The following is a 24,710-nucleotide window of genomic DNA, read 5'->3' as shown; positions in this document are numbered from 1 at the left end:
GAGGAGGCTTAATATGAAATATCCTTTTAAAGTAATCGGTATCTCTACACTGCTTTTAGGGCTAGGCTTTAGCCAAATAAGTCCAACTTATGCAAGTGCAGAAACTAATGTTATTAATAATCAAGTGCAATCTGTTAGTACACCCATTTTTGAAAGAAATAATATAGTGTTAAATAACCAAGGTTTAGATGTGACAAATGACCTGCAACAAGCCCTGACATCGGATAGTTCCACAATAATTATTAAGTTTAAGTCTAATAATCAAAATGCATTACAAGCTTTGTTTGGCATATCAAATAAAAATACTGGTTATAAAAATAATTATTTTGATATTTTTTTACGAAATAACGGTGAATTGGGTGTTGAAGTTAGAGACGCTAATGCAAATATAAATTATTTGATTGCAAGGCCTGCATCGCTATGGGGCAAGGACGAGAATGGAGAAGTGTCTAACACGGTAGCATTTGTTTCTAACGCACAACAAGGTAGTTACGCGTTATATGCAAATGGTGAAAAAGTTGTAGAGAGTAAGGTTTCATTGTTTAAAGCGATTAACAACATTACTGGCGCAAATTCCATTGTTTTAGGTGGCGTTAATCGAGCAGGGGCACTAGACTTTAAATTTAATGGAGAAATAGAGTCACTCAAAATCTATAATGAAGCACTACCTGATGCCCAACTACTAAATGACACAACCAATGCGACTACGGACAATTTGATTTTCAAGGCTGGGGATGCAACAAAAGCGAATTATTTCAGAATTCCTGCTTTATATACGCTAAGTAATGGCAGAGTTCTGGCAAGTGTGGATGCTAGATACGGAGGGACACATGATTCTAAAAGCAAAATAAATATTGCTACCTCTTATAGTGATGATAATGGGGTAACTTGGTCCAATCCTAAACTAGCCTTAAAATTTGATGACTATGCAGAACAAACAATTGATTGGCCTAGGGATGATGTAGGAAAAAATATTCAGATAAGTGGTAGTGCTTCTTTTATAGATTCCGCATTAGTACAAGATAAACAGAATAATAAGGTCATTTTAATGTCTGATTTTATGCCAGCAGGAATAGGAAATCAAAATGCATTAAAAACGGATTCAGGCTACAAATCTATCAATGGACAGTTCTATCTAAAATTAAAGTATGGCTCTGAAACTGCCTATAATTATTCGATTCGTGAAAACGGTATAATTTATAATGATACTTCAAATACACCAACTGAATATAGTGTGGATAATTACTACAATTTAAAAAAGAACAATGAATATTTAAATGTGGAGCAGTACTCTGTTAAATTTGAAAATGGTAATCTCATTGAGTACAAAAATGGCAATCAAGTGAAAATGAATATCTTTTATAAAGATTCCATCTTGAAAATCACACCTACAAATTATATTGGGTATACGACAAGTGATAATTCAGGGGAAACTTGGAATGCACCTGTATTATTACCGCCATTCCTTGGCGTAAATTCTAACGCTTCGTACTTAAGCCCTGGACAAGGTTTGGTCTTAACAGACACGAATCGTATAATTTTTTCCTCATATGCAAGTAAGCAAATGGTCTATATTATTAGCGACGACAACGGACAAACTTGGACACATAAAACCGCTCCACTACCGTTTACTAATGCCACGGCTGAAGCACAAATGGTGGAAATTCAACCAGGTGTTATTCAAACGTATTTAAGAACAACAACAGGTAAAATTGGCTATATGACGAGTTTAGATAGTGGAGATAGTTGGAGTGAAGTGAAATATCTCGACATCGTGCAAAATACCTCTTATGGTACACAACTGTCAATTATTAAATATTCTCAGCTCATCAATGGCAAAGAAGCAGTAATATTAAGTACGCCGAATTCCACAACTGGCCGAAGAAATGGACAGTTATGGGTAGGTTTTATTGATAAAGCTACAAACACAATCGACTGGAATCACAAGTATGATGTCGATTATCCGCAATATGGCTATTCGTATTCCGCACTTACCGAGTTACCAAATCATAAAATTGGCTTATTGTATGAAAAATATGATGCGTGGTCTCGAAATGAGTTACATTTAAAAAATGTTTTAAAATACACTACTTTAACTATAGATGACATTATGAATTAGCTCAACTATTCTTGATCCATCGAGACAGAGTAAAAGCATGTCAAGGCGCTTTTAAAGCCCTTGACATGTTTTAACTAATTGGTAGCTCCTATTATTTGAATCAGTTTGCCATTATGAGCATCTATCACGACTGTTGGATTTCTATTATCAAATTGCAGCATAATCACCCATTCTTTACGATTAAACATTTGATTTAACATGCCTGTTTGATGATGTAATTGAGTATTTATTTGTTCAGCAGTCAGTTCCATTACATTCACATTCAATTGCTCAGTATATGTCTGTTGAGGAGGATTATTTAAATACATTTCTGCCTTTAAAACGGCATCTTTAGTATCTAAAATTGGTGTTTTATAAAAAAAAATAGAAATAGTAATAGGCACATCAAAGTTAAAATGTTTTTCAATAACCTATCTCCTTTGTTCTCATATATAATTGCCGTTCCCCCCATTTTTATGGTGATTTCTTCGCCCCTCTCAGCGATCATCTACCTGGAATAAGGAAGAGTCCATATTGTCTGAACAACCTGCAATATAGTATTCTATTTCCCCATTTACTTTACCTTTGCTCGTTATCCCTGTACAAATTTCAGTTTTAATTCCTTTATCTTGTCCACCAAAAGCATCATTTGTATTATCATATACATATTGAATGTTCTTTCCATCATAATGTAGATCTTTAAAAATAGGATCACCTTCGAGTGTATAAGATGTCACCCGAATAGTATCTTCTTGCTGCTTTGATATACTCTGCAAAAATTGCTCAAAACGCTCCAAGTTGTAAACATCACTCGGCGTAACGGTAATATCCCCTTTTTCGATGGCATCTGCTGTGCGATAAGCACTACTTTTTAAACAGCCAGTTAAAACAAGTATACTTATAAAAACAAACGTTAAAAATACACCCTTTTTCATCATCGATTCCCTTCTTCTTTTTTTATATTATACAACTAATTTTCAATATATTGTAAAATAGATACTGTATCCTTAAGTATATTGGAGATGTGATAATCGTGAAAAAAACTGCCGTATTGTTATACCCCTTGTTTAGTGAATATGAATTAAGTGTAGCATTATCAATATTAATGCAAGGTAATAAACCAATTGTGACAGTTGGTTTAAATAATAATAGTATTAAAGGAGAGTCAGGTTTATCTTGTTTAACGGATATACAATTGAGCGAGGTCAAATTAGAAGAGTTTGATAGTCTGTTATTACCTGGCTGTTTGGACATTATGACATTAGTAGATAAGCAAGAGCTAATTGATTTTATTCGAAAAATGAGTGCTAACGGGGCAATCATTGCGAGTATTTCAAGTTCTCCTTACCTTTTAGCTAAAGCTGGTGTCTTGAAGGACAGAAACTATACGGTTGGCTTATCACTTGAAGGTATGAAGCAATTAGGGGTTTTTGACCTTACCTATTACTCTGATGATTTAATTGTCCAAGATGGTCCGATTATTACTGCAAGAGGAAGAGGTTTTATTCAGTTTGGAATCGCTTTTGGGAAAGCGTTACAGCTTAATTTTGATGAAAATTGGTATCGACCATAAAATAAAGGATAGTTCTTTCGCCAAGCTATTGACGAGAACTATCCTTTTTCTCTAGGCATTTTCATATCTACAATGAAAAAGAATTTTTCACTTTTTGGCTGGATGCATCAAAAAATGATTTAGCCTTTCATTTTGACAATTAAACATTGTATGGTACGAAATTTCATTACTTTGTGGCAGTTAAGAGATTTAACTAGCCCTTAATAGGCATACAAATAGACCACTTAGTCTTACATCTCATATGTTAATTATGAACCACAACTTATCAAAACAGGAGGTAATAACATGTTTAATCGTAAGCGTCACCATGGAAGAGGACCACAATGCTGCCCACCACAAACAATGCCAACACAATTTGACCCGCCACAATTTTTACCACCAGAGCAATATGTTCGCACAAATTATATCCATACAGTTGTACCACACGTTCAGCCAGCACATATTACAACAGTTAACAAACATATCATTGATCATCAATACTACTTCCCATGCACTGAAAACGTAGTAAATGAATGCTGTGAAAACCACACACTATGCGGTATGCCACACAATCACTGCCATATGCCACAGCACCATATGGGTCACCATAAACATATGGGCATGGGTATGGGGTATTAGTTTTTTGTGCGATGAGACACTTTTTGTCTCATCGCTTTTCTCATACATTACTCTATTCTTTTCCCGCAATCTTCACTTGGTTTCGACCCGCTTGCTTAGCAAGATACAGTGCTCTATCTGCAGCTTCAATTAATGCTTCTGTTGTACTAGCCATTTTTGGATACTCCGCAACCCCAGCTGATAAGGTGACTGGACGACTACATGGACTAACTGAGTTTGCTAATTGTTGTCTTAAATTTTCTGCTACAATAGCCGCTTCTTCAACAGTTGTATTAGGCAATAAGATAATAAATTCTTCACCACCATACCGACAACAAATATCGTGTTCACGGGCAACAGCTTTCATATTTTTTGCTAAAAATTGCAGTACTTTATCTCCTACTGCATGACCATACGTATCATTAACGCTCTTGAAGTGATCCAAATCAAGTAAAATAATCGAATGCATCATATGTTTTTTATGCCATTCAGATAACATAGCATCCATTGTTCGTCGGTTTGTTACACCAGTTAATGGATCTGTTGTTGATTGGTCTTTAAAATAGGAAACTTGCCCTTGTAAAAAGGACAAACTACGGATTAGTGCACTCTTTAAATAATACGCTTCAAAGTACCAACTGCGTACGGATTTTAACCCTTCTACATTTCTTGAATCTAAACTTTCTTCTGTTAATGTTGCTAATTGTTGCAATGGACGAGCAATCCTCGCCGCTGTCCATAGTAAAATGATGATAGATAAAAGCATAAGTGGGATAGCCTTAATTGCAACACTTTGTACACGATCGAATGAAGGCTCTAACGCTACATCTAACGGTCTTTGAGAAACGACTCCCCAACCTGCTAGTGGCACTGCACTATAGCCTGCCAGCATCTCTACCCCTTTTGTATTCGTAATTAGCTTCGCGCCATTTTTTCCAGAAACTACTTCTTGTACAGCTTTATTTTTTATTACAACATCATTAACGCGAGATGGGTCTTGATGGTAGATAATACGTCCGTCCGAATCCACCACAAAAACATATGAACCGTCGTGATAATAATGCTCTCCTAACAGCAAATTAAATACATTTTTTTCCTTCAAATAAATTGTGCCAGCTACCATTCCTAAGTATTCATTTTCCGCTGAAAATATAGGATATGAAATAAAGATAATTAGTCTTCCAGTAATACCTTCATACGGTTTGGATACAAGGGGTATTTTTTTAGATAATGCCTCTTTCCCACCTTCAGAGGTTAAATACTTTCCTTTAACATCAACAGAAGGCGGTGATACTGACAATACTAAACCTTCCGCGTTGGACACAATAACTGAGTTAAACATATTATTTTGCATTTTTAATCGGTCCGTTTCCCGATCTAAGGCAGCCTCATCATCCATTATTGATTCTATATTGCTCGCACTATAACCTAAAATTTGAAAGGCTTCTTCTAAGTATGCAGTTGCGGTAGTTGCCAATTTTTGTGCATATACACGATTGGTTTCAAGCGAATTTTCCTTTATCGAATCAACATTCATGCCATAGCCACTCCATAAGCTACCGATACTTGTCAGGAAAAATGCTGCCATAGCTAAACCCATTATTAAATGCTTTAGCCTTAATTGTGTTGATTTCATTGTTTTTTATTACTCCTATTTATGTATTTTGCCCATCTTATAACTTAAGTTTAAAGACTCACTTTCCACTATCTATTAAAACACAAATTTCTTGTATATATTAAAAGTATTTGTAAAAGATGTGTTGTTAAAGACCTATACTTTATTTGTAAAACTAAACTTTTAATCATTTTTCTGGTTTAAATATATAACTATAAACTTAATATTTTATAATTTTTAATATATTTCTCTAATTTAATGTATATATTTACGATTATTGATATCGCTTTTACAATTTAATACGTTATTTGGAACTCAACTATTCTATTATATAGCAACGGGAATTTATGTACGAGATGATTATTCCATTACATTGGAGTGGAGGGGGACGACTCCTGCTCAGAACGCACAATACGTAAGACGCGGGCATTCCTCGCGTTAGCGAGGGTTGCGGCTGACGATGTGCCCGCGGAAAGCGACCGCCCGTAGCGGAAATCAACGGCAGTAGTTCTCTAATTTATTTAATGATTCATGCAGACGACTATCCTATATAATCATAAGTGCAATAATTGTACTGTATTTTAACTTTTTCCTTCGAAAGAGCGTGTTGACACTAGTTGATTGGAGTGAAGGGCGGACGACTCCTGCTCAGAACGCACAATACGTAAGACGCGGGCATTCCGCGCGTTAGCGAGGGTTGCGGCTGACGTAGTGCCCGCGGAAAGCGACCGCCCGTAGCGGAAATCAACGGCAGTAGTCTTCACTTATATTAATTTTAAATAAAAAAGGACTATAGACAAACTCCAAAATCTTCGAGTTTGTCTATAGCCTGAGACTATTTATAAATTGCAAATAGTCTTTTTCTTATATTTCTTCTTTTCGAACATGCTCAATTAATCTTTCTAAATACTGGATAGAACCTTGTATTCTAAAATTCGCATAGTCACTAACAAAATCCGCCAGTACTTCTACGCCTGGTTTAACCAAATGTTTTCTTTCTGATTTAAAAAGCAAATCCCATTTAGAATGCATTCCGTTTAACTTTTTTTCTAAAATATGAACGATTTTATCACGATCAACATATTTCATATTTGCTAAACCGATTACCATATCACCTATTGTATTAGCACTTTCAAGGGATTTATAAATCTTTTTTGGTAAGGCTTCGCGCCCTTTTTCCGTGATGGAAAATACATGCTTATCTGGTCGATTATCTTCTTTAATAACTTCTTTCGTCTCAATTAAACCTTGCTTCGCTAATGATTCAATATGATAATATAGCTTACTTTCCGTCAAACCATTTATCGAATCGAGGGATTGTAATTCTGAGATCTGTTTTTTTAAATTATAAGGATAATTATCTCCGTCCATAAGCTTGCTAAGAATGAAAATTTGAATTGCCATTGTTTCAGCTCCTTAGGCAAATATTAGTTCTATTTTATCAAAACTAACGATTTACTTCATCAGAATTTTAAGCCTTTGATAAATTCTTCAAACTACTTCTCTACTGCAACTGGTAGTGGTTTATGAAGTACCCAAACAATAAGAACATTAATGACCATTGCTACAAAGCCCACTGTTGTTAATCCTAAAACGAACGGAGCCGCACTCACACTACCAAAAATACTGTTAAAGTATGCTTGAACAGAATAATACATTGGTGAAATATGACTCATCCATTTATACGGTAAATACATCATATCACGATTGATTGTTGCACCATTCGCGATTGTTTGGATTAATAGAATTGGAATATTTAAAATCATACCTGCTTCACCAATTAATAAAACGAAAACTGCAGTGAAGTTAAAGCATGCCCAATAGTTTAGAATTTGTTGACCCCAAATTTGGAAGAATGAATCTACTCCAGATAAATCATTGATGGCAAATGACATGACTGTCGATACTAAACCAGCTAACATACCGATAATAATCGCTGTGAATTGCATGTAGATAAATAAACGTGTTTTCGTTGCTTTCCCACGACTCGCTTTAAATGCACCTACTAATTGCATCGCACCAATCATAGCCCCAACATAAATTGCCATTGTTAAGAACATTGGCAGCATATTGTTGTGCATACCATCAGGCACATCATTCTTTATAACAATATTTCCTGCATAACTATTTTCAATTTGTGCCGCTAATTCAGCTGCTTGCTCTTTCGGAACATGTAAGTTCATTAAAATTCCTTGAGCTGTTTGTTGTGAAAATTGAGAGCTTAGTTGTGCATTAATTTGCATGACGATTTGTTGCATAGAAGATGACACTGCCGTTGCACTAGCTTCATTGATTGAGAAATCAATGCTTGATGATACATCTCCTTTTTGTAAATCCGCTGAAAACGTCTCTGGAATGTGAACAACTAATGCTAAGTCGTTTTTTTCTAAATCTTTTATTGCTTCTTTATTTGAGATGTCTGTTTGAATATCCTCGAATGGTAGCTGATCTGTTAAACTATCCGCTATTTGAGCGCCATATTCCCCTTTATCATCATTAATAATGGCAATCGGTAATTGATCAATATTGCCCGGTATTGCTGTATACCCTGGTAAAAAGATACCCAACATACAGACGGCATATAAGATCCCCATAAAAATAGAGCCTTTTGCACCCTTCGTTTTCATAAACTCTTTAAACTTCATTAAATTAGTACTCCCCTTCTACAAACCTTTTTCCAAATTTATAATCTAAACAAAATAGTTTAATTTAAGTAGTTTAATTAAACCGTGAGTGTAATTCTACAAAAATACGATTTACTTTGCAATCAATACATATAGCCTACTAATATTAATTTTTATAATTTGTCCAAAGTGTGAAATAGAATCTCTTTGATAACGTTTACAAGTTCAGACCTAGAAAATTAGGTATTATTTGTAACAAATCAACATGAATTGGGCCAGTTACATTTTGTTTTTCAATCTGAAAGAATGTCCTGTAAATTTGCACAATAAAAAGCGTTGGCCATATAGCTCCAACGCTTTTTGTTTATTAGATTTATTCGATTCCTATCTCATTTTTAAAAAATAATTTTACTAATGCGTTATATACATTCACTCATATTGTTTTAAAACGATCGCTGCGTTATGACCGCCAAAGCCAAATGAGTTCGATAATCCTGTAGTAATATTCACATGACGAGCAACAGCTGGTACATAATCCAGATCGCATAATGGATCGGGATGCTCTAAGTTGATAGTAGGAGGAACGATTCCCTCCTTTAAGCTCATTGCTAATGCAATTGCCTCCGCTCCACCAGCTGCCCCCAGCATATGACCAAGCATTGATTTATTTGCTGTTATTGGGATTTGATAAGCATGTTTGCCAAATAACTGCTTAATAGCCATCGTTTCAGAGATGTCCCCTACTTTTGTACTTGTCGCATGTGCACTAATAACATCAATTTCATCAGGTGATATATTGGCATTTTTTAATGCTGACTTCATTGCGTGATAGGCACCTTTACCTTCTGGATGTGTTGCGACGATATGATGTGCGTCTGAACTAGCACCATAGCCAATGACCTCTGCATAAATTTTTGCCCCTCGTTGTAACGCATGGGATAAAGACTCTAAAATTAAAATGCCTGCCCCTTCTGACATAACAAACCCATCTCGGCTATCATCAAATGGCCGACTAGCCAAAGCGGGTTCATCATTTCTCGTAGATAACGCTGTAGCATTCCCAAAGCTAGCTATCGATAAGTCTGTTATCGCAGCCTCTGTTCCCCCTGCAAACATAACATCAACTTCACCGTAACGAATTAATCTAAAGGCTTCTCCGATAGCTGTATTTCCAATAGCACAAGCTGAAACAGGTGACATGGATGGGCCCATTGCTTTCCACTTAATACTAATTTGTGCTGCTGCAGCATTAGCCATCATGGCAGGTACTAACGTTGGGCTAACTCTTCTGGGTCCTTTCTGTCTAAGCGCATCAATATTTTCAATGAAAGTTTCAATTCCACCAATACCTGAGCCGACGTATACGCCTAATCTTTCAGCATCTATTTGATTGAGGTCTAAATTGGCATCTTGCCAAGCCTGTTCTGCCGCAACTAAGGCAAATTGAGCAAAACGATCTAAACTTCTTGCTTCTTTCTTACCTAACGCTTCCTCTGCATTGAAGTCTTTGATGAGTCCCGCAATTTTTGTCTTTTGGTTTGTAGTATCAAATGTATCAATCGTTGAAATGCCAGATTGTCCATTCATTAAATTATTCCAAAATGTTTGAACGTCGTTTCCTAGAGGCGACACTACTCCCATTCCAGTAATCACTACTCTCTCCATTTTTCATTCCCCCAAATCAATATGATAGTTGTATTTTACATCGTTTATATCCTATTACAAGACACTGTTTATCCTGGTATAATAACTACTAGGTAAAATGAAATGAAGGGGTTTTTAATTTGAATGATAAAAATAGGCTTGAAGCGTTGTCTTCATTTTTAAAATCGAAACGTGCCCAATTAAAGCCCGAGTCTATTGGCTTGCCAGCTGGAACTCGTAGAAGGACACCAGGATTACGTAGAGAAGAAGTTGCCCAATTAGCAGGTGTAAGTACCACTTGGTATACATGGCTAGAGCAAGGAAGAGATATTAAAGTATCTGCCAGTGTGCTTGATTGTATTGCTACTGCTTTGCAATTAAGTAATGATGAAACAGACTACTTATACAATCTTGCATTAGATGTAAAATCTGAAATGACAACGATAAAAAAAGAATCATCAGAGCTTAGCCCTTCTTTAAAACGAATATTAGCTGAATTAACATATTGTCCAACCATTATTACGGATCGCCATTGTCATATTGTCGGTTGGAATGCTGCTGCTGCACATGTTTTTTTAGATTTTGAACAGGTGCCGTATAATGAAAGAAATTTGATTCGTTTAGTGTTCACTAGAAAAGAATTTAAAGCGTTAGCCGTCAATTGGGAGCATTTCGCGAAAGGTTTCCTTGCTATTTTCCGTACCTACTATGGTCACTATTTAGGGGATGAATGGTACAACCAATTTATTGAGGAAATGAGTCAATCCCATCAAGAATTCCGAGATTTATGGCAAGAAAGTCAGGTGAGTAAGGCGCCAGAAATGATAATCGAGTTCAGACATGCCAAAGCAGGCAAAATGTTGTTTAATCTAACTTCACTTCAAGTTCAAGGAGATATGGATTTACGGTGCAGTATTTATACACCTGTAGAAGAAACAGAAACAGAGGATAAGTTAAGGCGGTTAATGAAGAAGATATCCGCTGAAAAATAAAACGTAAAGAGCTAATACAAATCTACCTTGCCACTTACTACGTATATCGCCAGTATTTTACTAATTTAGAGAAACAATTATTTTTCCAAATAATTACAATATTAGGTGTAGGTAAAGTAAATGGGCGATAAAAAAAGCAGGATTAATCGTTAATAAATTGTTTCAATCAATACTCAAAGGAAAAGCCCAGAAATATTGTTTTCATAGCATTTTTGGGCTTAAAATTTCTTTCCAAACTTTGATGGGAACGTTTAGGTTTAGTTATGTATATGTTATAAATATTATAATCTATCTTTATAAATATCCATTACCTCAAACGTTTGACAAACTAGCAATAAGTCTGGAGTAAACGTAAGTCCATACTGGTTTAATTCCCAAGTGAAAAATTTAACATGTTCTCTATACCAAAAATCATAGCTTAAATCCCCTTCGCCCTCAGACCTTGCGAAATCACTTGTTACTTCATTCATTTTAATAACATCAATCTTTGTATATTTTATAATGGCTAATGGATTTTTGTCTCCATCCAATACAATATCGTACTGACCAACTTTTTGAATTTCTTCTCCTTCAAGCTCATAGACACAATGTGCAGCACATGTTCCAGTTTTGATCCCTTTAACAACTAAACTTCCTAAATCATCTCCCATTTCTTTGGAACCATCTCCAAACATCCATGCATCTGGAATACTCATGTTGCACTCATTTTCTCTAGTGTACATATGCCAATATTCCTCTATCTTATTAACTGACATTCACTTACCCCCTAATATGTTTTGAATATAATTATAACATATCTTAATTTTCACATATTTCACTTTTAATTCATGCTTATAAAACATTTCTTTCTCCGTTAGTTGAAACAGATAAATGCCCCCAAAGCATCGTTTGGGGAAATTTCTTTGCTTATCGTTGGTGAATCCGTAGCTAGACCTCTTTAATGAAAAAACATGCGCTGATTCTTGTTACAGAATCGCGACCGATTGTTGAAGACTTACTTTATACTGACTGAAACATCTTACGAGTTAAGCTTATAAATTCAGCTAAAGGTGGTGTTATCCATTTATCTTTATGCCAAGCAATTTGAGTATAAAGTGGAGGTACGGAAGATTTCCACGGCAATTCCTTCATTCGCCCCTCTTCAATATCTTTTTTAACTACCATTTCAGGCAGTAGTGCCACTCCTAATCCTGCAACTACACACTGTTTAATGGCCTCTATACTAGCAAATTCAATTTTATCTAATGAATAAATTCCAAGTAAATTTAGAGATTCTTCAAACATATTTCGATAAGAACATCCAGCTTCTGTAAGCAAAAGAGTTTCATGTTTCAGATCATCTATTGAAAAGTCTGATTTAGATTGGTTTGGTGAGGCAACTAATTTTAACTCTTCTTTGATAAGTCGCTCTACCTTTAACGATCCGTCAGGTTTGCTTTCATCCATAATAAAGGCAATATCTAATAAACCTTCCATTAGCTGCTTTCTCGCCATTTCATCAGAATGTGCAGGTTTAAATACTAGCTTTACTTTTGGGAAGGCAGTCTTGAACTCTTTAAGGATTAGTGGTAATCGATAAGTACACTGACTCTCCTGCGCACCTATTGTTAACGTACCAGATAATTCTTCCTCTCCTTTTGCAGCTGTAATTGCTTCTTGGCTTAAATTAATCATTTTTTCTGCATAGCTTTTAAATTGATGTCCAGCTTCTGTTAAAATCAGTCGTTTACCTAAACGCTCAAATAAAGGTTTCCCAATCTCATCTTCAAGGGATTTGATTTGTGCAGTAACACTTGATTGAGCAAAATTCAATATTTTTGCTGTTTGGGTAAAATTCAGATTTTCAGCAGCATGTTTAAATGTAATCAACTGTTTAATTTCCATTTATATCAACCTCTTTTAAATCGGTTTTTCCGATTTATTTAATCGAAATAATCGTCTGTATCGATTTATCAACTTATTATAAGATATTAATATCAGAAGAACAATAATAGAAGATTTCGAGGAAAAGGAGTTAATTCACATGACAATAGCAGTTATTTACGGTGGAAACCGCCAAAACGGAAACACAGAAACGTTAACAAAGTTAGCCATCCAAGGTTTAGATGTAGAAGAAGTATATTTAAAGGATTATTTAATTAAACCTATAATTGATAAGCGACATGCGGAAGAAGGTTTTTCTGAAGTCAATGATGATTATAATTCCATTATTAATCGTATCCTTCCACATGATATTCTTATTTTTTCTACCCCAATTTATTGGTATAGCATGACAGGCACAATGAAGAACTTTATTGATCGTTGGTCACAGACTTTAAAAGATCCAAATTATCCTGATTTCAAGTCTATAATGGCTTCAAAAAAAGCATATGTCATTGCAGTGGGTGGAGATCAACCATATATCAAAGGCTTACCAATGATTCAACAGTTTCAACATATCTTTGACTTTGTAGGGACAACTTTCGAAGGATATATTATTGGGGAAGGAAACAGACCAGGTGAAATTTCACAGGACTTAAAAGCACTGTCTGCAACGGAACAGCTAAGAAAGGAAATACAATAATATTCCAATCCGCAAGCTATACAAGAAGGATGGGAGTTTATGAACCTACAGACATTGGCAAATATGTTATTGATAGTTATAAATGCTTTTTGGGGGCTATCATATGTTTTTATGAAATTAGGGCTTGGTTCACTCCAAGCCTTCAACAATGTGGGGCTTAGATTTTTACTTACTTTGTATTCACTTCTTCGGTCATATTTTCTCCTCCAACGCGTCAATTTGGCAGTTACTTCCCAGTATATTGAAAATAGCAGCAGCTCAAAAGTACTTATTCGCGAAACCCGTATCATATGCTTCACTTGATGCCACTTTTCATCAAAATATTCACACAATTCTTGGGGCTTTCCAATAAATTCAGAACGAATCATTGTACTGGTATCTCATTTGCTGCATGGCCCATCATATACTACTTTTGAAAAATCTCTTTTTTCAAAGCATCCTTTTATTCAGCCTTGTTATAGATTTCAAATCTGTTGGAAGCTACAAATGTAACTTCTTTTTCTGAACAAGCTCCGTACTTTTCAAAGTTTCCTCTACCTTCTGACAAGGTCATATGATTAGGGCCACTATATTGGCTTGGATTATCGCTACCATCATCCTCCCAGAAGCAAACTGGGCAAATATCATATTCCCCTCGCTGTACCAAGGTTTCATAATTACAGCAGGGACAAGGTACTAATTTTTCTACATAGCCTTCAACTACAATATTGCTCCCTACTATTTTCGAAACGAGTTTAGATAAATATTCGTTTGGAATTCCGTAGAAACTACCTTCTGCACCTATAAGCAATAATTTATTATAACGGAAGTCCATTACGTCATTTGTTGGTCCATCTGAAGTTAATAGTTCATGCTGCAACGACTTTGAGAAAAAATGAAATTCAGGATCAAGTTCATCCATTCCCCAAGAGTTCAATATCAATGCCTCACGTTCATCCCTAGTTAGTTTAGTAATATCATTTTCTAAGATAATTTTTATAGCTTCCTTCCTTAACACTATATCACTCCAATCCATATTCCCTTATAGTCCAATCGTATTAAAAGGCAAATTCCTTATTACAAAAACCCTTTTTTCTTATACATTCATTCAGGCTTTCTTAGTTAAAGTATAACCTTAAATAAAAGAATGTTATTAAACAATATGGCCCTTTAATAAAAACTCTAACTTTAAGGGGTCACTACCGAATCGTACCCGAATGTTGAAGATCTAAATTCCAATTCCTTGTTGAACTATAGCTTCCGTTAGTTGAATAGTAATGTCTATTCATTACTCATTTTAAGAAATCCTCTGGATACAAATAGTCATCTTAAACATCTACATCTGAGTATCGAGTAAAAACTGACTCAAACTCATCATTTTCAATAAGGAAGTCAATAACTTCATAAATTCGTTCTCTACTTGCAATATCTATAAGAAACATATCGCTTGACCAAAGATATGCACCTTTCATACATTCGCCTGTATTTACATTCTTCTCTCTCAATGTCTGTATGTTTGTGTAGGTAAAAAAACTCGCAATCCATTTAGAACGGTCAGAGAAAGTTACGATGACATCAAGGTTAGCATCTTCAGCATTCCATTCACCTTCAGTCCATTCTTCTGCTTCTATCCATATGTGTTTATTGTTTGTTTCTTTCAAAAGAACACCACCTTAAATTAAATATATTATAGCTTTTTTCTCAATAGTTATTGAACTAAACTGTGCCGTTAGTTTAAGTACTTCTCTTCACAATCACCACTTCAAATTTAATTCTTATATTTTATTCAATTAAATGGCCCTTTAATGAAAAATGCACTTTCCTTATTCAAGGAAAGCGCCCTTTAATGGAATAACTGTAAAGCTTATGAAGCTTTTTTTAAAAGCTTCATTATATAAAGGTGAGATGATGTAATTCTATTACTACAAATCGGAGGATAACATTCCATATACAAAGCTATCTGTCCATTCATTTTTATTCCAATAATTTTGGATGAAATGGGCTTCCTTTCTCATACCTATTCGTTCACACAATTTTTGTGAAGCTGTATTCCGTGCATCAAGATTGGCTTGTATACGATGTACATTAAATTCACTAAATAATTTATTAACCAAAGTACTAACCGCTTCTGTTGCCAAACCTTTTCCAGCTACTTCATTAGAAAAACCATAACCAATCTCAACAGTGTCTTTCATATCTGTATACCATACGGATAGATCACCAACTACTTTAGTCTCGTATATAACTGCCAAACTTAGCTTTGATTCTTTAGAAAGTACACTGTTTGCTAGCTTCTTATTAAATCTTTCCTGCATATCTTCTTGAGTCCATTTATTATGTAATAGGAATTTACATGTATCCTCATCATTATAAATAGCAAATACATCCTGTAAATCAGTACTCTGAAAAGGTCTAATTGTTAATCTTTCTGTTGTGAATTCCAAGTTAATTCTCCTCCCTTATATTCATTCTACAAAACATTTTTTCGTTAGTATGTAACCCCCCCTTCTTAGATTTTACTTGGATTACATATCATAGTAAATTCATATCCTTCTTCTTCTAAACTGCTTCGTTAGTTTAAGTACTTTTCTCTACAATCTCCACGTTCAATTAAATGACCCTTTAATGAAAACGAGCGCTGATTCTTATTACAGAATCGCACCCGATTGTTGAATAACAAATTGAAATTTTAATTATCGACTAGAATATAAATGAAACTCAATAAGCTATAAAACTTTAAAGAATCTATTCATAAATGCGAAAAAATCTCTTGCCAATATTTTATTGACAAGAGGTTTTTTTATCAGTCTTTTTACGTATTATTAATCTTTATTTTTTGATTAAAAATGCTCTAAAAAGGTTGGTTATATATATGAAACCCATGCGTTTAGAACACAATTGGATCAAAATAAGTGGGTTCGTTTTGTTTGAATGTCATTTTTATAAAAAAGATGGATTAAAACTTTTCGTTTTAGGAAAGCTGATTTTCCTGAGTTAGGCATTCTCCCAATAAAAAACTACACACGTTACGGGGCATCTGCCCAACCGTACATGTGTAGTTTCCTTTTTATTGTTTGACCATTCTTTCTGTTGCAGCTGCCTCGATTTCCCCAATAGCCCAATGAGTAGAAAGGACATCGCTAAATGTCGATGTTGTAATGTCTTCTAAAGCAGGACGTTCGAATAATTGGTTGAGCACTTTCACCGCCTGTGCGCGTGTTAAGGAACCGTTTGGATGAAAGGTCGTTTCACTATTCCCCGTCATAATCCCCCATGTACTCACTTGTTCAATTGCACGTGCAGCCCAGTGGGTTGGCGAAACGTCTGTAAATGATTTACCTTTGCCAGAGGCTTGACAGATTGTTTTTGAAGGATCTTGTGCACATACGGTTTCGATCCAATTAGCCACGACTTTTGCCATTTGTGCGCGTGTAATCGTGCCATTTGGATTGAATGTCGTTTCCGTTTGGCCATTAAATAAACCAGCTTGCTTCACCACTTCAATCGCATCTTTTGAAGGGTGATTTATTGTATCCTCAAATGAACTATTCGTCGTTGTTGGCATGTCACCATTTGTTAAGAAACGCGCTAACATCGTGGCCATTTGTGCCCGTGTTACTGGGGCATTTGGTTTAAATGTGCCATCTGGGTAACCTTGAATATATGGTGCTAATCGCTTCACTTCCATTTGTCCTTCCTCTTCTTGCACTTCAGAAGCATAAAGTAGACTGAATGTTGAGAAGTGGTCTACTTCAAACTGAAATCCTTTCACGCCTGGTTCAAATTCGACCATATGCCCTTGCTTTACTTCAGTTGTTGCGTCACTATGTTCGATGTAAACGACTAATGAAGCCATTTGTTCTTCTGTTAGTTCAGCCGAAATTGGTAACGTAATCGTTACAGGGCGATTTTGTAGATTTGTTTCAATCGTTACAGGTGTTCCTATTAGCGAAATAATCGCTCTTTTTGGCATACCTTGTTGGATTTGTTCATTTTTTAGCACTTTCGCCTGAATCACTTCTTGTTGTTGTGCCTTTACTGGCACAACACGGAAGAATACATCTTCTGTCACGCCATTGAATGAAGTTGATGGCAACGTCAATTGGGCTAACGCTGTTTGCATGAAGAAATTCGTCTGTTGCCTATTTAAAAATAACCCTGCATTGCTTGAAAGACTCAAATGTGCCTCTGCCGTAGCTGTTTCCACTGGGTATACAAGGCGAATTGTTCGTGCCTCTTGATTCGATAGTTGTGGTACTAATGCTTGGACATGATTCAATAAAATGTCTGCTCGATACTTCACGATTTCTTGCTCTACCGTACGAATGATTTTTATCTCATTTGATGGCGTCGAATCTACTGGATAGACTGGCTCTGGTGTCGGATTTGGTACTATTGGTAGTGGATTTACTGTAATCGTAGCCGTATCAGACATATTACCATGGATACCCGTTACTGTTACAGTACCTGGCGCAATCGCTGTTAATTTATTATTTTGCATCGTAGCGATGGTTGGATCGCTTACCGTAAAGGTTGCATTAGCCGTTTGATCTCGGCTTGTCCCATCCGATAGATTTTCTACTAGCTGGAAGTTCTCTGTGCCTCCAACAATTAGTTGCCCTGTTTTAGGTGATAGGACTATGCCTGTTGTTATTACTGGTACTGCATTCACCGTAATCATGGCCGTATCAGACGTACTATCATAGGCTGCCGTTACGGTCACTGTTCCTGGTGCAATTGCTGTTAAGGTATTTCCTTGTATAGTAGCGATGGTTGGATCACTTACCGTAAAGGTTGCATTAGCCGTTTGATCTCGACTTGTCCCATCCGATAGATTTTCTACTAGCTGGAAGTTCTCTGTGCCTCCAACAATTAGTTGCCCTGTTTTAGGTGATAGGACTATGCCTGTTGTTATTACTGGTACTGCATTCACCGTAATCATGGCCGTATCAGACGTACTATCATAGGCTGCCGTTACGGTCACTGTTCCTGGTGCAATTGCTGTTAAAACATTCCCTTGCATCGTGGCAATGGAAGAATCACTTACCGTAAACGTTGTGTTTGCTGTTTGGTCTTGACTCGATCCATTTGAGAAGATCTCTGTCAGTTGGAAACTTTGCTTTCCTCCTACAATCAACTGCCCCGTTTTTGGTGAAAGATCAATACTTGTAGCGTTAATCGAGCCGTACCACCTGTTCAGGAAATGGCCATCGCCATCGAACTTTTGTACTTGATTATTTCCAGCTTCCGTTACATAGACGCTACCGTTGTTGTCAATCGCTACACTATTTGGGAAGTCAAATTGTCCATCGCCGCTCCCCGTGCTGCCCCATTGACTCACATAATTCCCTTCCAAATCAAACTTTTGGATTCGGTTGTTCTGCGCATCAGGGACGTAGAGATGACCATTTCCATTGTCTACCGCAATACTAAAAGGATACCGAAACTGACCATTACCAGTCCCCTGAGTTCCCCATTTGCTTATGAAAGCACCATCGGCATCAAATTTTTGAACTCGATGCAATTCACTATCCGTTACATAAACGTGACCTTGTGTATCAATCGCAAGACCATAGGGGAGGTAAAACTGCCCGTCTCCATTGCCATATCTCCCCCATTCGCTTAGAAAGTTTCCTTTGAGATCGAAACGTTGGATTCGACGGTTATCACGATCTGCCACATACAAGATATCGTTATAAGCAATCGCGATACCTGAAGGATTGAGAAACTGTCCATCACCATTGCCCCTTGTCCCCCATTGCGCCAGATAGCTACCATTCGCGTCGAATTTCTGGATTCGGTGGTTCCCTCTATCAACAACATAAACATTGCCATGCGAATCGAAGGCGATCCCGCTTGGGTAGTTGAATTGTCCATCGGCGCTTCCCTGCCCGCCCCACTCAGCCACGTATCTCCCGACAGGATCCAACACGACTATTCGGTTGTTTGCGTAGTCCGCAACATAGATCATTCCTTGGTCATTAACGGCTACAGCTACAGGTCTATCAAACAAAGTAGAACCTTGGGCTATAGCCGAGCTAACGTTTGCCCTAGATATGGAATAAGTATTGAAGAATAGCATTATGGCAACTAATAAAATTAACCATATTTTTTTGTTGAATATCCTCTTTTGACGCATGTTACAATCTTCCTCCTTGCCTGATTTTAATATAATCTTGGTTAACAGCCAGGCGCCACAGATAAAAGCCTGGGAATAGGTTAGATAGTTCTTTCATTATAGTAGTCTCTCTTTCTCTTTTTTTCTATGTAGTAGTAATCACCACTAAATGGGTAATTCAATTACACATCACTTAATTGTACTAGGGGTTAAAAGAAGACGATACTAACAAATGTTAACGATATGACAATTAACATTCAAAATGATTCCTACAGCGAATAAACAAAAGGACTATACACCCAAAGGATATATAGACCTAGATTTGGAATGGCTTTCTCTAGATGAAATAATTGTTGCTCGAGCAAAAGAAAACAAAGCGTGGAAATTGGGACGGGTTCCAACTATGTTTACAGCGCTATATGTAATAAATCTTGAATCAGGAGAACAAAGGCAGATTAATACAATAAAAAAGGTATTACATTATTAAAATGTAATACCTTTTTGGTAGTTTGATTATAAATATTTCACCCTAAGTAACCTTAAGTCCCAACACTTTTTTGATTAATACATTTTTAAATATTGGTCGCGTTCCCATTGGTGTACTGTTGTACGGTACATGTCGAACTCGATTTCTTTTGCTTCTTTGAAGTTTGCGTAAATGTGCTCACCTAAAGCAGCTTGAGCTACTTTATCTTGCGCAAGTAATGTTAACGCATCGTCAAGCGCTGGTGGTAAGTTAGCAATACCGTTTGCTTTGCGCTCTTCTTCTGTCATTACATAAATATTGCGGTTAATTGCCGCTGGTGGTGTTAATTGTTGGCGAATACCTTCTAGACCCGCTTCTAAAATAACAGCCATCGCTAAATATGGATTAGCTGATGGGTCCACTGAACGTACTTCTACACGAGTTGAAAGTCCGCGTGCAGATGGGATACGAATAAGTGGTGAACGGTTTTGTGCAGACCATGCAACGTAACATGGCGCTTCATAACCAGGAACTAATCGTTTATAAGAGTTAACAGTTGGGTTTGTTACAGCTGTAAATCCTTGTACGTGTGCAAGAACACCTGCCATGAATTGCATTGCTGTTTCAGAAAGACCTAACTCAGTAGATTCATCATAGAATGCATTTTCTTTCCCTTTAAATAATGACACGTTAAAGTGCATACCAGAGCCTGCTTCACCAAATAACGGTTTTGGCATGAATGTTGCATGTAGGCCGTGTTTACGTGCAATTGTTTTAACAACTAGCTTGAACGTTTGGATGTTGTCACATGCTGTAATGGCATCTGCATATTTAAAGTCAATTTCATGTTGACCAGGTGCTACTTCGTGGTGAGAAGCTTCGATTTCAAAGCCCATTTCTTCTAGCTCTAACACGATATCACGACGGCAGTTTTCACCTAAATCAGTTGGTGCTAAGTCGAAATAACCACCGTGGTCGTTTACTTCTAACGTAGGTTCACCTTTTGCATCTAATTTGAATAAGAAGAATTCTGGCTCAGGCCCTAAGTTGAAGCTTGTAAAGCCCATTTCTTCCATTTTTTTAAGGATGCGTTTTAAATTGTTACGTGGGTCACCAGCGAATGGTTCGCCTTTAGCAGTGTATACGTCACAGATGAAACGTGCTACTTTCCCTTTTTCTGAAGTCCAAGGGAACACTACGAAAGAATCTAAATCAGGATATAAATACATATCTGATTCTTCGATACGCACGAAGCCTTCAATTGATGAGCCATCGAACATCATTTTGTTTTCTAGTGCTTTATCTAGTTGACTAACAGGAATTTCAACGTTTTTAATTGTACCTAGAATATCTGTAAATTGTAAACGTATGAAACTTACATTTTTTTCCTCGATTAAACTCTTGATGTCCTCTTTTGTGTATTTACCCACAGTTTTCCACACTCCTATAAATTGTCTAGCTTATATCTTTACCCTACCCTATTAAATAATAACCATCTAATAGTAGTTATTTTAATAGAATCGGGATAAATCCCCACGTCGGATAGATGATTTTTGCATGCGCTGTGCTTGACGCATTTCTTCGCGCATAATTTGACGTAATTCTGTGTCAGTTAAATCAGGTTCTTCAGCTGCAGCAGGATCCAATTTTTTAGCAAATAATTTTTTAATTTTCGCCATATTCATACCCTGCTCCAAGTAATCTTTTATTTCAAGAAGCGTATCGACGTCATTTAATGAAAACATTCGACGATTACCTTCAGTTCGGTGTGGCTCAATTAAATGGTGTTCTTCATAATAACGAATTTGGCGTGCCGAAAGCTCGGTCAATTGCATCACGATACTCATAGATAATAACGGCATCGTTCGTCTAATTTCACGACTCATTTAAGTCCCCCCAATACCCGCTTATCATATAACGAAAAATTTTCACTGTCAACAAAGATGTAAGGTTTCCTAACATGGATTTTTAATTTTTTTTTGAATTGATGAAAAATTGTTAAAAACTATAAAAAGATAGTCCAAGCTTTAGCCAAACTCGAAATATTTTACAGTTCATCTTTAGTCTTCAATATAAGATTTCTGCGATTGGTTTCCGCCTCGGACCGACGCTTTTCTCGGGGCAAGAAAGTCGAAAACAGCATTTGACACTTTTTGTATACAATCTTTTTAGATTCAATCATATGAAAATATAGAATGCTGCATATGCTCCTTTTTAGCATGCGTAACTTCAACAGCTCTTTATGTATGTCACTACAATAAAATGGCGTTTCAACTCGTTCTGTTCCTGCTGACCTATTGAGATATTGCTTTAATTCACTAGCTTTAGTATGAAAGCAAAACAGCTAGCATTCATATTGCGATAAAACCCCCACCACAAATCTGTGATGGGGGTTGTCTAACATCTATATATAGCTTATTTTCGTAAGCTTTGGACCGCGCTACAAATGGCAAATTTCACGTGCTCGTATGTCAATCCACCTTGAATAAATGCTGTATATGGGGGACGAATTGGACCATCTGCTGTTAGTTCAATGCTTGAGCCTTGAATAAATGTACCCGCTGCCATGATGACATCATCTTCATAGCCAGGCATGTATGCAGGCTCAGGGGCATAATGCGCATTTATCGGTGAGTTTGCTTGAATTTCACGACAGAATGCAACCATTTGATCTGCTGTTTTAAACGATACTGATTGAATTAAATCTGTACGCTCAGCATGATAGCTAGGGAATGTGTTCATGCCCGCTTCCTCTAGCATAGCTGCTGTGAAAATGGCGCCCTTTAACGCTTGACTAACAACATGCGGTGCTAGGAAAAACCCTTGATAGAAATCACCAAGTGTATTTAATGTTGCTCCTGCTTCTGCTCCAATACCTGGTGATGTCATTCGATAAGCACATTTTTCAACTAAATCAGCTCGACCTGCAATATAGCCTCCTATTTTGGCTAAGCCACCACCTGGATTTTTAATAAGAGAACCTGCCATTAAGTCTGCACCTACTTCTGTAGGTTCCTGTGCCTCTACAAATTCACCGTAGCAGTTATCAACAAAAATAACGGCATGTGGGGCCAATTCTCGTACTTTCTCACACATTTCTGCAATTTGTGAGATCGTAAAGGATGGACGCGTTGCATAGCCCTTTGAACGTTGAATCGCTATCATTTTAGTATTAGGCGTTATAGCTGCAGCGACTGCCGTCCAATCAATCGTTTCGTTATCGATTAAATCTACATGGCGATAGCCAATTTTATAATCTTTCAGTGAACCTGTATCTTTGTCACCACCATCGACAATTGATTGTAGCGTGTCATATGGTTGACCTGAAATATAAAGTAATTCATCACCTGGTCGTAGCACACCGAATAGACTAAGCGTAATCGCATGTGTACCAGATATAATTTGCGGACGGACTATCGCTGCCTCTGCTCCGAAAACTTGTGCATATACACGCTCAAGATTGTCACGTCCCTCGTCATCATAGCCATAGCCATTAGAAGGGTGTAAATGATAATCACTTACTTGATGTGCTCTGAAGGCGGAAAGTACTTTTTGCTGATTGAAGAACGCCATATCCTCTACTTTCTTGTGATAAGGTCGCACCTTTTCTTCTATTTTTTCCGCTAATGTTAACGTCTCTGCTGTTAAATGGGTTGTAAATGTCATTGTTTTCGTCTCCGTTTCAAATTGTTCTTTCCTATCTTATCAATTTGTTTGCAACCCTGCAAAAATTGCTATTGTGTCTAGCTGTTAAATGCGCTAAGCTAAGGGGCGGACTTACTACAATTTATTCTCGTTTAAGGAGGGAAAGTGATGGCTTGGGAAGTTTTTAGCATCATTGGGACAATTGCCTTCGCTATTTCCGGAGCAATAATAGCAATGGAAGAAGAATACGATTTATTCGGTGTATATATACTTGGCATTGTAACTGCTTTTGGTGGTGGGGCCATTCGTAATTTATTGATTGGTCTACCTGTGACAACATTATGGGGGCAAGATATGATGTTCCAAATTGCGATTGCTGCTATTACTATATTTTTTATTTTTCCACATCATCTTATACAGCATTGGCACCGTTGGGGCAATTTCACAGATGCTATTGGTTTATCGGCTTTTGCGATACAAGGTGCATTGTACGCTGTCAAACTCAATATGCCTATTAGTGCCGTAATTGTTGCTGCTGTTTTAACTGGTTCAGGCGGTGGTATTGTTCGTGATTTATTGGCAGGACGTAAACCACTTGTTCTCCGCGATGAAATTTACGGAGTATGGGCAGCACTTGCTGGCCTACTTATTGGACTGGAGTTACTGCCAGGAGACATCTTCTTATATGCATTATTCGGAGTCATTACGATATTACGAGTTCTTTCTTATATGAAGAAATGGCGTTTGCCATTACGGAAATTAAATCGAGCATAAGCAATACCTTCTATTCATTCTT

The 24,710-nt window shown here is 36.7% G+C and carries 21 protein-coding genes; 6 read left to right on the top strand and 15 right to left on the bottom strand.

Annotated elements, in window-relative coordinates; all coding sequences use genetic code 11:
• Positions 1-13 precede the first annotated feature (13 nt).
• Positions 14-2,119: a sialidase family protein gene (locus tag FH508_RS06145; RefSeq protein WP_173478156.1), complete on the top strand. Its 2,106-nt coding sequence runs from the start codon at positions 14-16 to the stop codon at positions 2,117-2,119.
• A 74-nt stretch (positions 2,120-2,193) separates the two neighbouring features.
• Here the strand turns inward: FH508_RS06145 and FH508_RS06140 are convergent, their stop codons facing one another.
• Together FH508_RS06140 and FH508_RS06135 are read right to left on the bottom strand one after the other, a co-directional pair.
• Positions 2,194-2,502, bottom strand: a complete 309-nt coding sequence (locus FH508_RS06140; RefSeq protein WP_173478155.1) for a hypothetical protein — start codon at positions 2,500-2,502, stop codon at positions 2,194-2,196.
• 93 nt (positions 2,503-2,595) lie between these two features.
• Positions 2,596-3,036: a DUF4362 domain-containing protein gene (locus tag FH508_RS06135; protein WP_173478154.1), complete on the bottom strand. Its 441-nt coding sequence runs from the start codon at positions 3,034-3,036 to the stop codon at positions 2,596-2,598.
• A 95-nt stretch (positions 3,037-3,131) separates the two neighbouring features.
• Here FH508_RS06135 and FH508_RS06130 point away from each other — a divergent pair, with 95 nt between their 5' ends.
• Positions 3,132-3,671 (top strand): DJ-1/PfpI family protein, encoded by a 540-nt coding sequence (locus FH508_RS06130; RefSeq protein ID WP_173478153.1) that lies wholly within the window; start codon positions 3,132-3,134, stop codon positions 3,669-3,671.
• A 285-nt stretch (positions 3,672-3,956) separates the two neighbouring features.
• On the top strand, positions 3,957-4,289 hold the full coding sequence (locus FH508_RS06125; RefSeq protein WP_173478152.1) for a CotD family spore coat protein: 333 nt from the start codon (positions 3,957-3,959) through the stop codon (positions 4,287-4,289).
• Positions 4,290-4,341: 52 nt separating this feature from the next.
• Here the strand turns inward: FH508_RS06125 and FH508_RS06120 are convergent, their stop codons facing one another.
• The 4 genes from FH508_RS06120 to fabF all read right to left on the bottom strand — a co-directional run bounded on the left by FH508_RS06120 (position 4,342) and on the right by fabF (position 10,172).
• A complete protein-coding gene (locus FH508_RS06120) occupies positions 4,342-5,904 on the bottom strand; it encodes a sensor domain-containing diguanylate cyclase (protein ID WP_173478151.1) in 1,563 nt (520 codons plus the stop codon).
• Between the two features lie 843 nt (positions 5,905-6,747).
• Positions 6,748-7,287, bottom strand: coding sequence for a PadR family transcriptional regulator (locus FH508_RS06115; RefSeq protein WP_173478150.1), 540 nt, complete (start codon positions 7,285-7,287; stop codon positions 6,748-6,750).
• Between the two features lie 92 nt (positions 7,288-7,379).
• Positions 7,380-8,528 carry a YhgE/Pip domain-containing protein gene (locus FH508_RS06110; RefSeq protein WP_173478149.1) on the bottom strand — a complete coding sequence of 383 codons (1,149 nt, stop codon included), beginning with the start codon at positions 8,526-8,528 and terminating at the stop codon, positions 7,380-7,382.
• 408 nt (positions 8,529-8,936) lie between these two features.
• On the bottom strand, positions 8,937-10,172 hold the full coding sequence (gene fabF / locus FH508_RS06105) for a beta-ketoacyl-ACP synthase II (RefSeq protein ID WP_173478148.1): 1,236 nt from the start codon (positions 10,170-10,172) through the stop codon (positions 8,937-8,939).
• 119 nt (positions 10,173-10,291) lie between these two features.
• On the opposite strand from fabF, the gene FH508_RS06100 reads away from it, so the two are divergent.
• The gene (locus FH508_RS06100; RefSeq protein ID WP_173478147.1) at positions 10,292-11,143 is read left to right on the top strand and encodes a helix-turn-helix transcriptional regulator; all 852 of its coding nucleotides are present in this window, start codon (positions 10,292-10,294) and stop codon (positions 11,141-11,143) included.
• Between the two features lie 281 nt (positions 11,144-11,424).
• Here FH508_RS06100 and FH508_RS06095 read toward each other — a convergent pair whose 3' ends face one another.
• Both FH508_RS06095 and FH508_RS06090 read right to left on the bottom strand, forming a co-directional pair.
• Positions 11,425-11,898 (bottom strand): ASCH domain-containing protein, encoded by a 474-nt coding sequence (locus tag FH508_RS06095; RefSeq protein WP_173478146.1) that lies wholly within the window; start codon positions 11,896-11,898, stop codon positions 11,425-11,427.
• A gap of 244 nt (positions 11,899-12,142) precedes the next feature.
• A complete protein-coding gene (locus FH508_RS06090; protein WP_173478145.1) occupies positions 12,143-13,027 on the bottom strand; it encodes a LysR family transcriptional regulator in 885 nt (294 codons plus the stop codon).
• A 139-nt stretch (positions 13,028-13,166) separates the two neighbouring features.
• On the opposite strand from FH508_RS06090, the gene FH508_RS06085 reads away from it, so the two are divergent.
• Positions 13,167-13,706, top strand: a complete 540-nt coding sequence (locus tag FH508_RS06085; RefSeq protein WP_173478144.1) for a flavodoxin family protein — start codon at positions 13,167-13,169, stop codon at positions 13,704-13,706.
• Positions 13,707-14,148: 442 nt separating this feature from the next.
• On the opposite strand, the gene FH508_RS06080 is transcribed toward FH508_RS06085, so the two are convergent.
• From FH508_RS06080 to FH508_RS06050, 7 genes are all read right to left on the bottom strand, one after another.
• Positions 14,149-14,703: a CPCC family cysteine-rich protein gene (locus tag FH508_RS06080; protein ID WP_228134413.1), complete on the bottom strand. Its 555-nt coding sequence runs from the start codon at positions 14,701-14,703 to the stop codon at positions 14,149-14,151.
• A gap of 310 nt (positions 14,704-15,013) precedes the next feature.
• A complete protein-coding gene (locus tag FH508_RS06075; RefSeq protein ID WP_173478143.1) occupies positions 15,014-15,346 on the bottom strand; it encodes a hypothetical protein in 333 nt (110 codons plus the stop codon).
• 261 nt (positions 15,347-15,607) lie between these two features.
• A complete protein-coding gene (locus tag FH508_RS06070) occupies positions 15,608-16,129 on the bottom strand; it encodes a GNAT family N-acetyltransferase (protein ID WP_173478142.1) in 522 nt (173 codons plus the stop codon).
• Positions 16,130-16,752: 623 nt separating this feature from the next.
• Positions 16,753-19,824 (bottom strand): S-layer homology domain-containing protein, encoded by a 3,072-nt coding sequence (locus FH508_RS06065; RefSeq protein WP_228134412.1) that lies wholly within the window; start codon positions 19,822-19,824, stop codon positions 16,753-16,755.
• A 540-nt stretch (positions 19,825-20,364) separates the two neighbouring features.
• A complete protein-coding gene (gene glnA, locus FH508_RS06060; protein WP_228134411.1) occupies positions 20,365-21,699 on the bottom strand; it encodes a type I glutamate--ammonia ligase in 1,335 nt (444 codons plus the stop codon).
• An 81-nt stretch (positions 21,700-21,780) separates the two neighbouring features.
• Positions 21,781-22,155 (bottom strand): MerR family transcriptional regulator, encoded by a 375-nt coding sequence (locus tag FH508_RS06055; protein WP_228134410.1) that lies wholly within the window; start codon positions 22,153-22,155, stop codon positions 21,781-21,783.
• Positions 22,156-22,684: 529 nt separating this feature from the next.
• Positions 22,685-23,935: a methionine gamma-lyase family protein gene (locus tag FH508_RS06050; protein ID WP_228134409.1), complete on the bottom strand. Its 1,251-nt coding sequence runs from the start codon at positions 23,933-23,935 to the stop codon at positions 22,685-22,687.
• A gap of 147 nt (positions 23,936-24,082) precedes the next feature.
• Here FH508_RS06050 and FH508_RS06045 point away from each other — a divergent pair, with 147 nt between their 5' ends.
• Complete coding sequence (locus tag FH508_RS06045; RefSeq protein ID WP_228134408.1) at positions 24,083-24,688, top strand: trimeric intracellular cation channel family protein; 606 nt, start codon at positions 24,083-24,085, stop codon at positions 24,686-24,688.
• Positions 24,689-24,710 lie beyond the last annotated feature (22 nt).

Source organism: Lysinibacillus sp. CD3-6 (assembly GCF_006351725.2).
Classification (GTDB): Bacteria; Bacillota; Bacilli; order Bacillales_A; family Planococcaceae; genus Lysinibacillus.
Note: the sequence above shows the minus strand (reverse complement) of the source record. Positions and strands in the feature narration are given on the sequence as shown.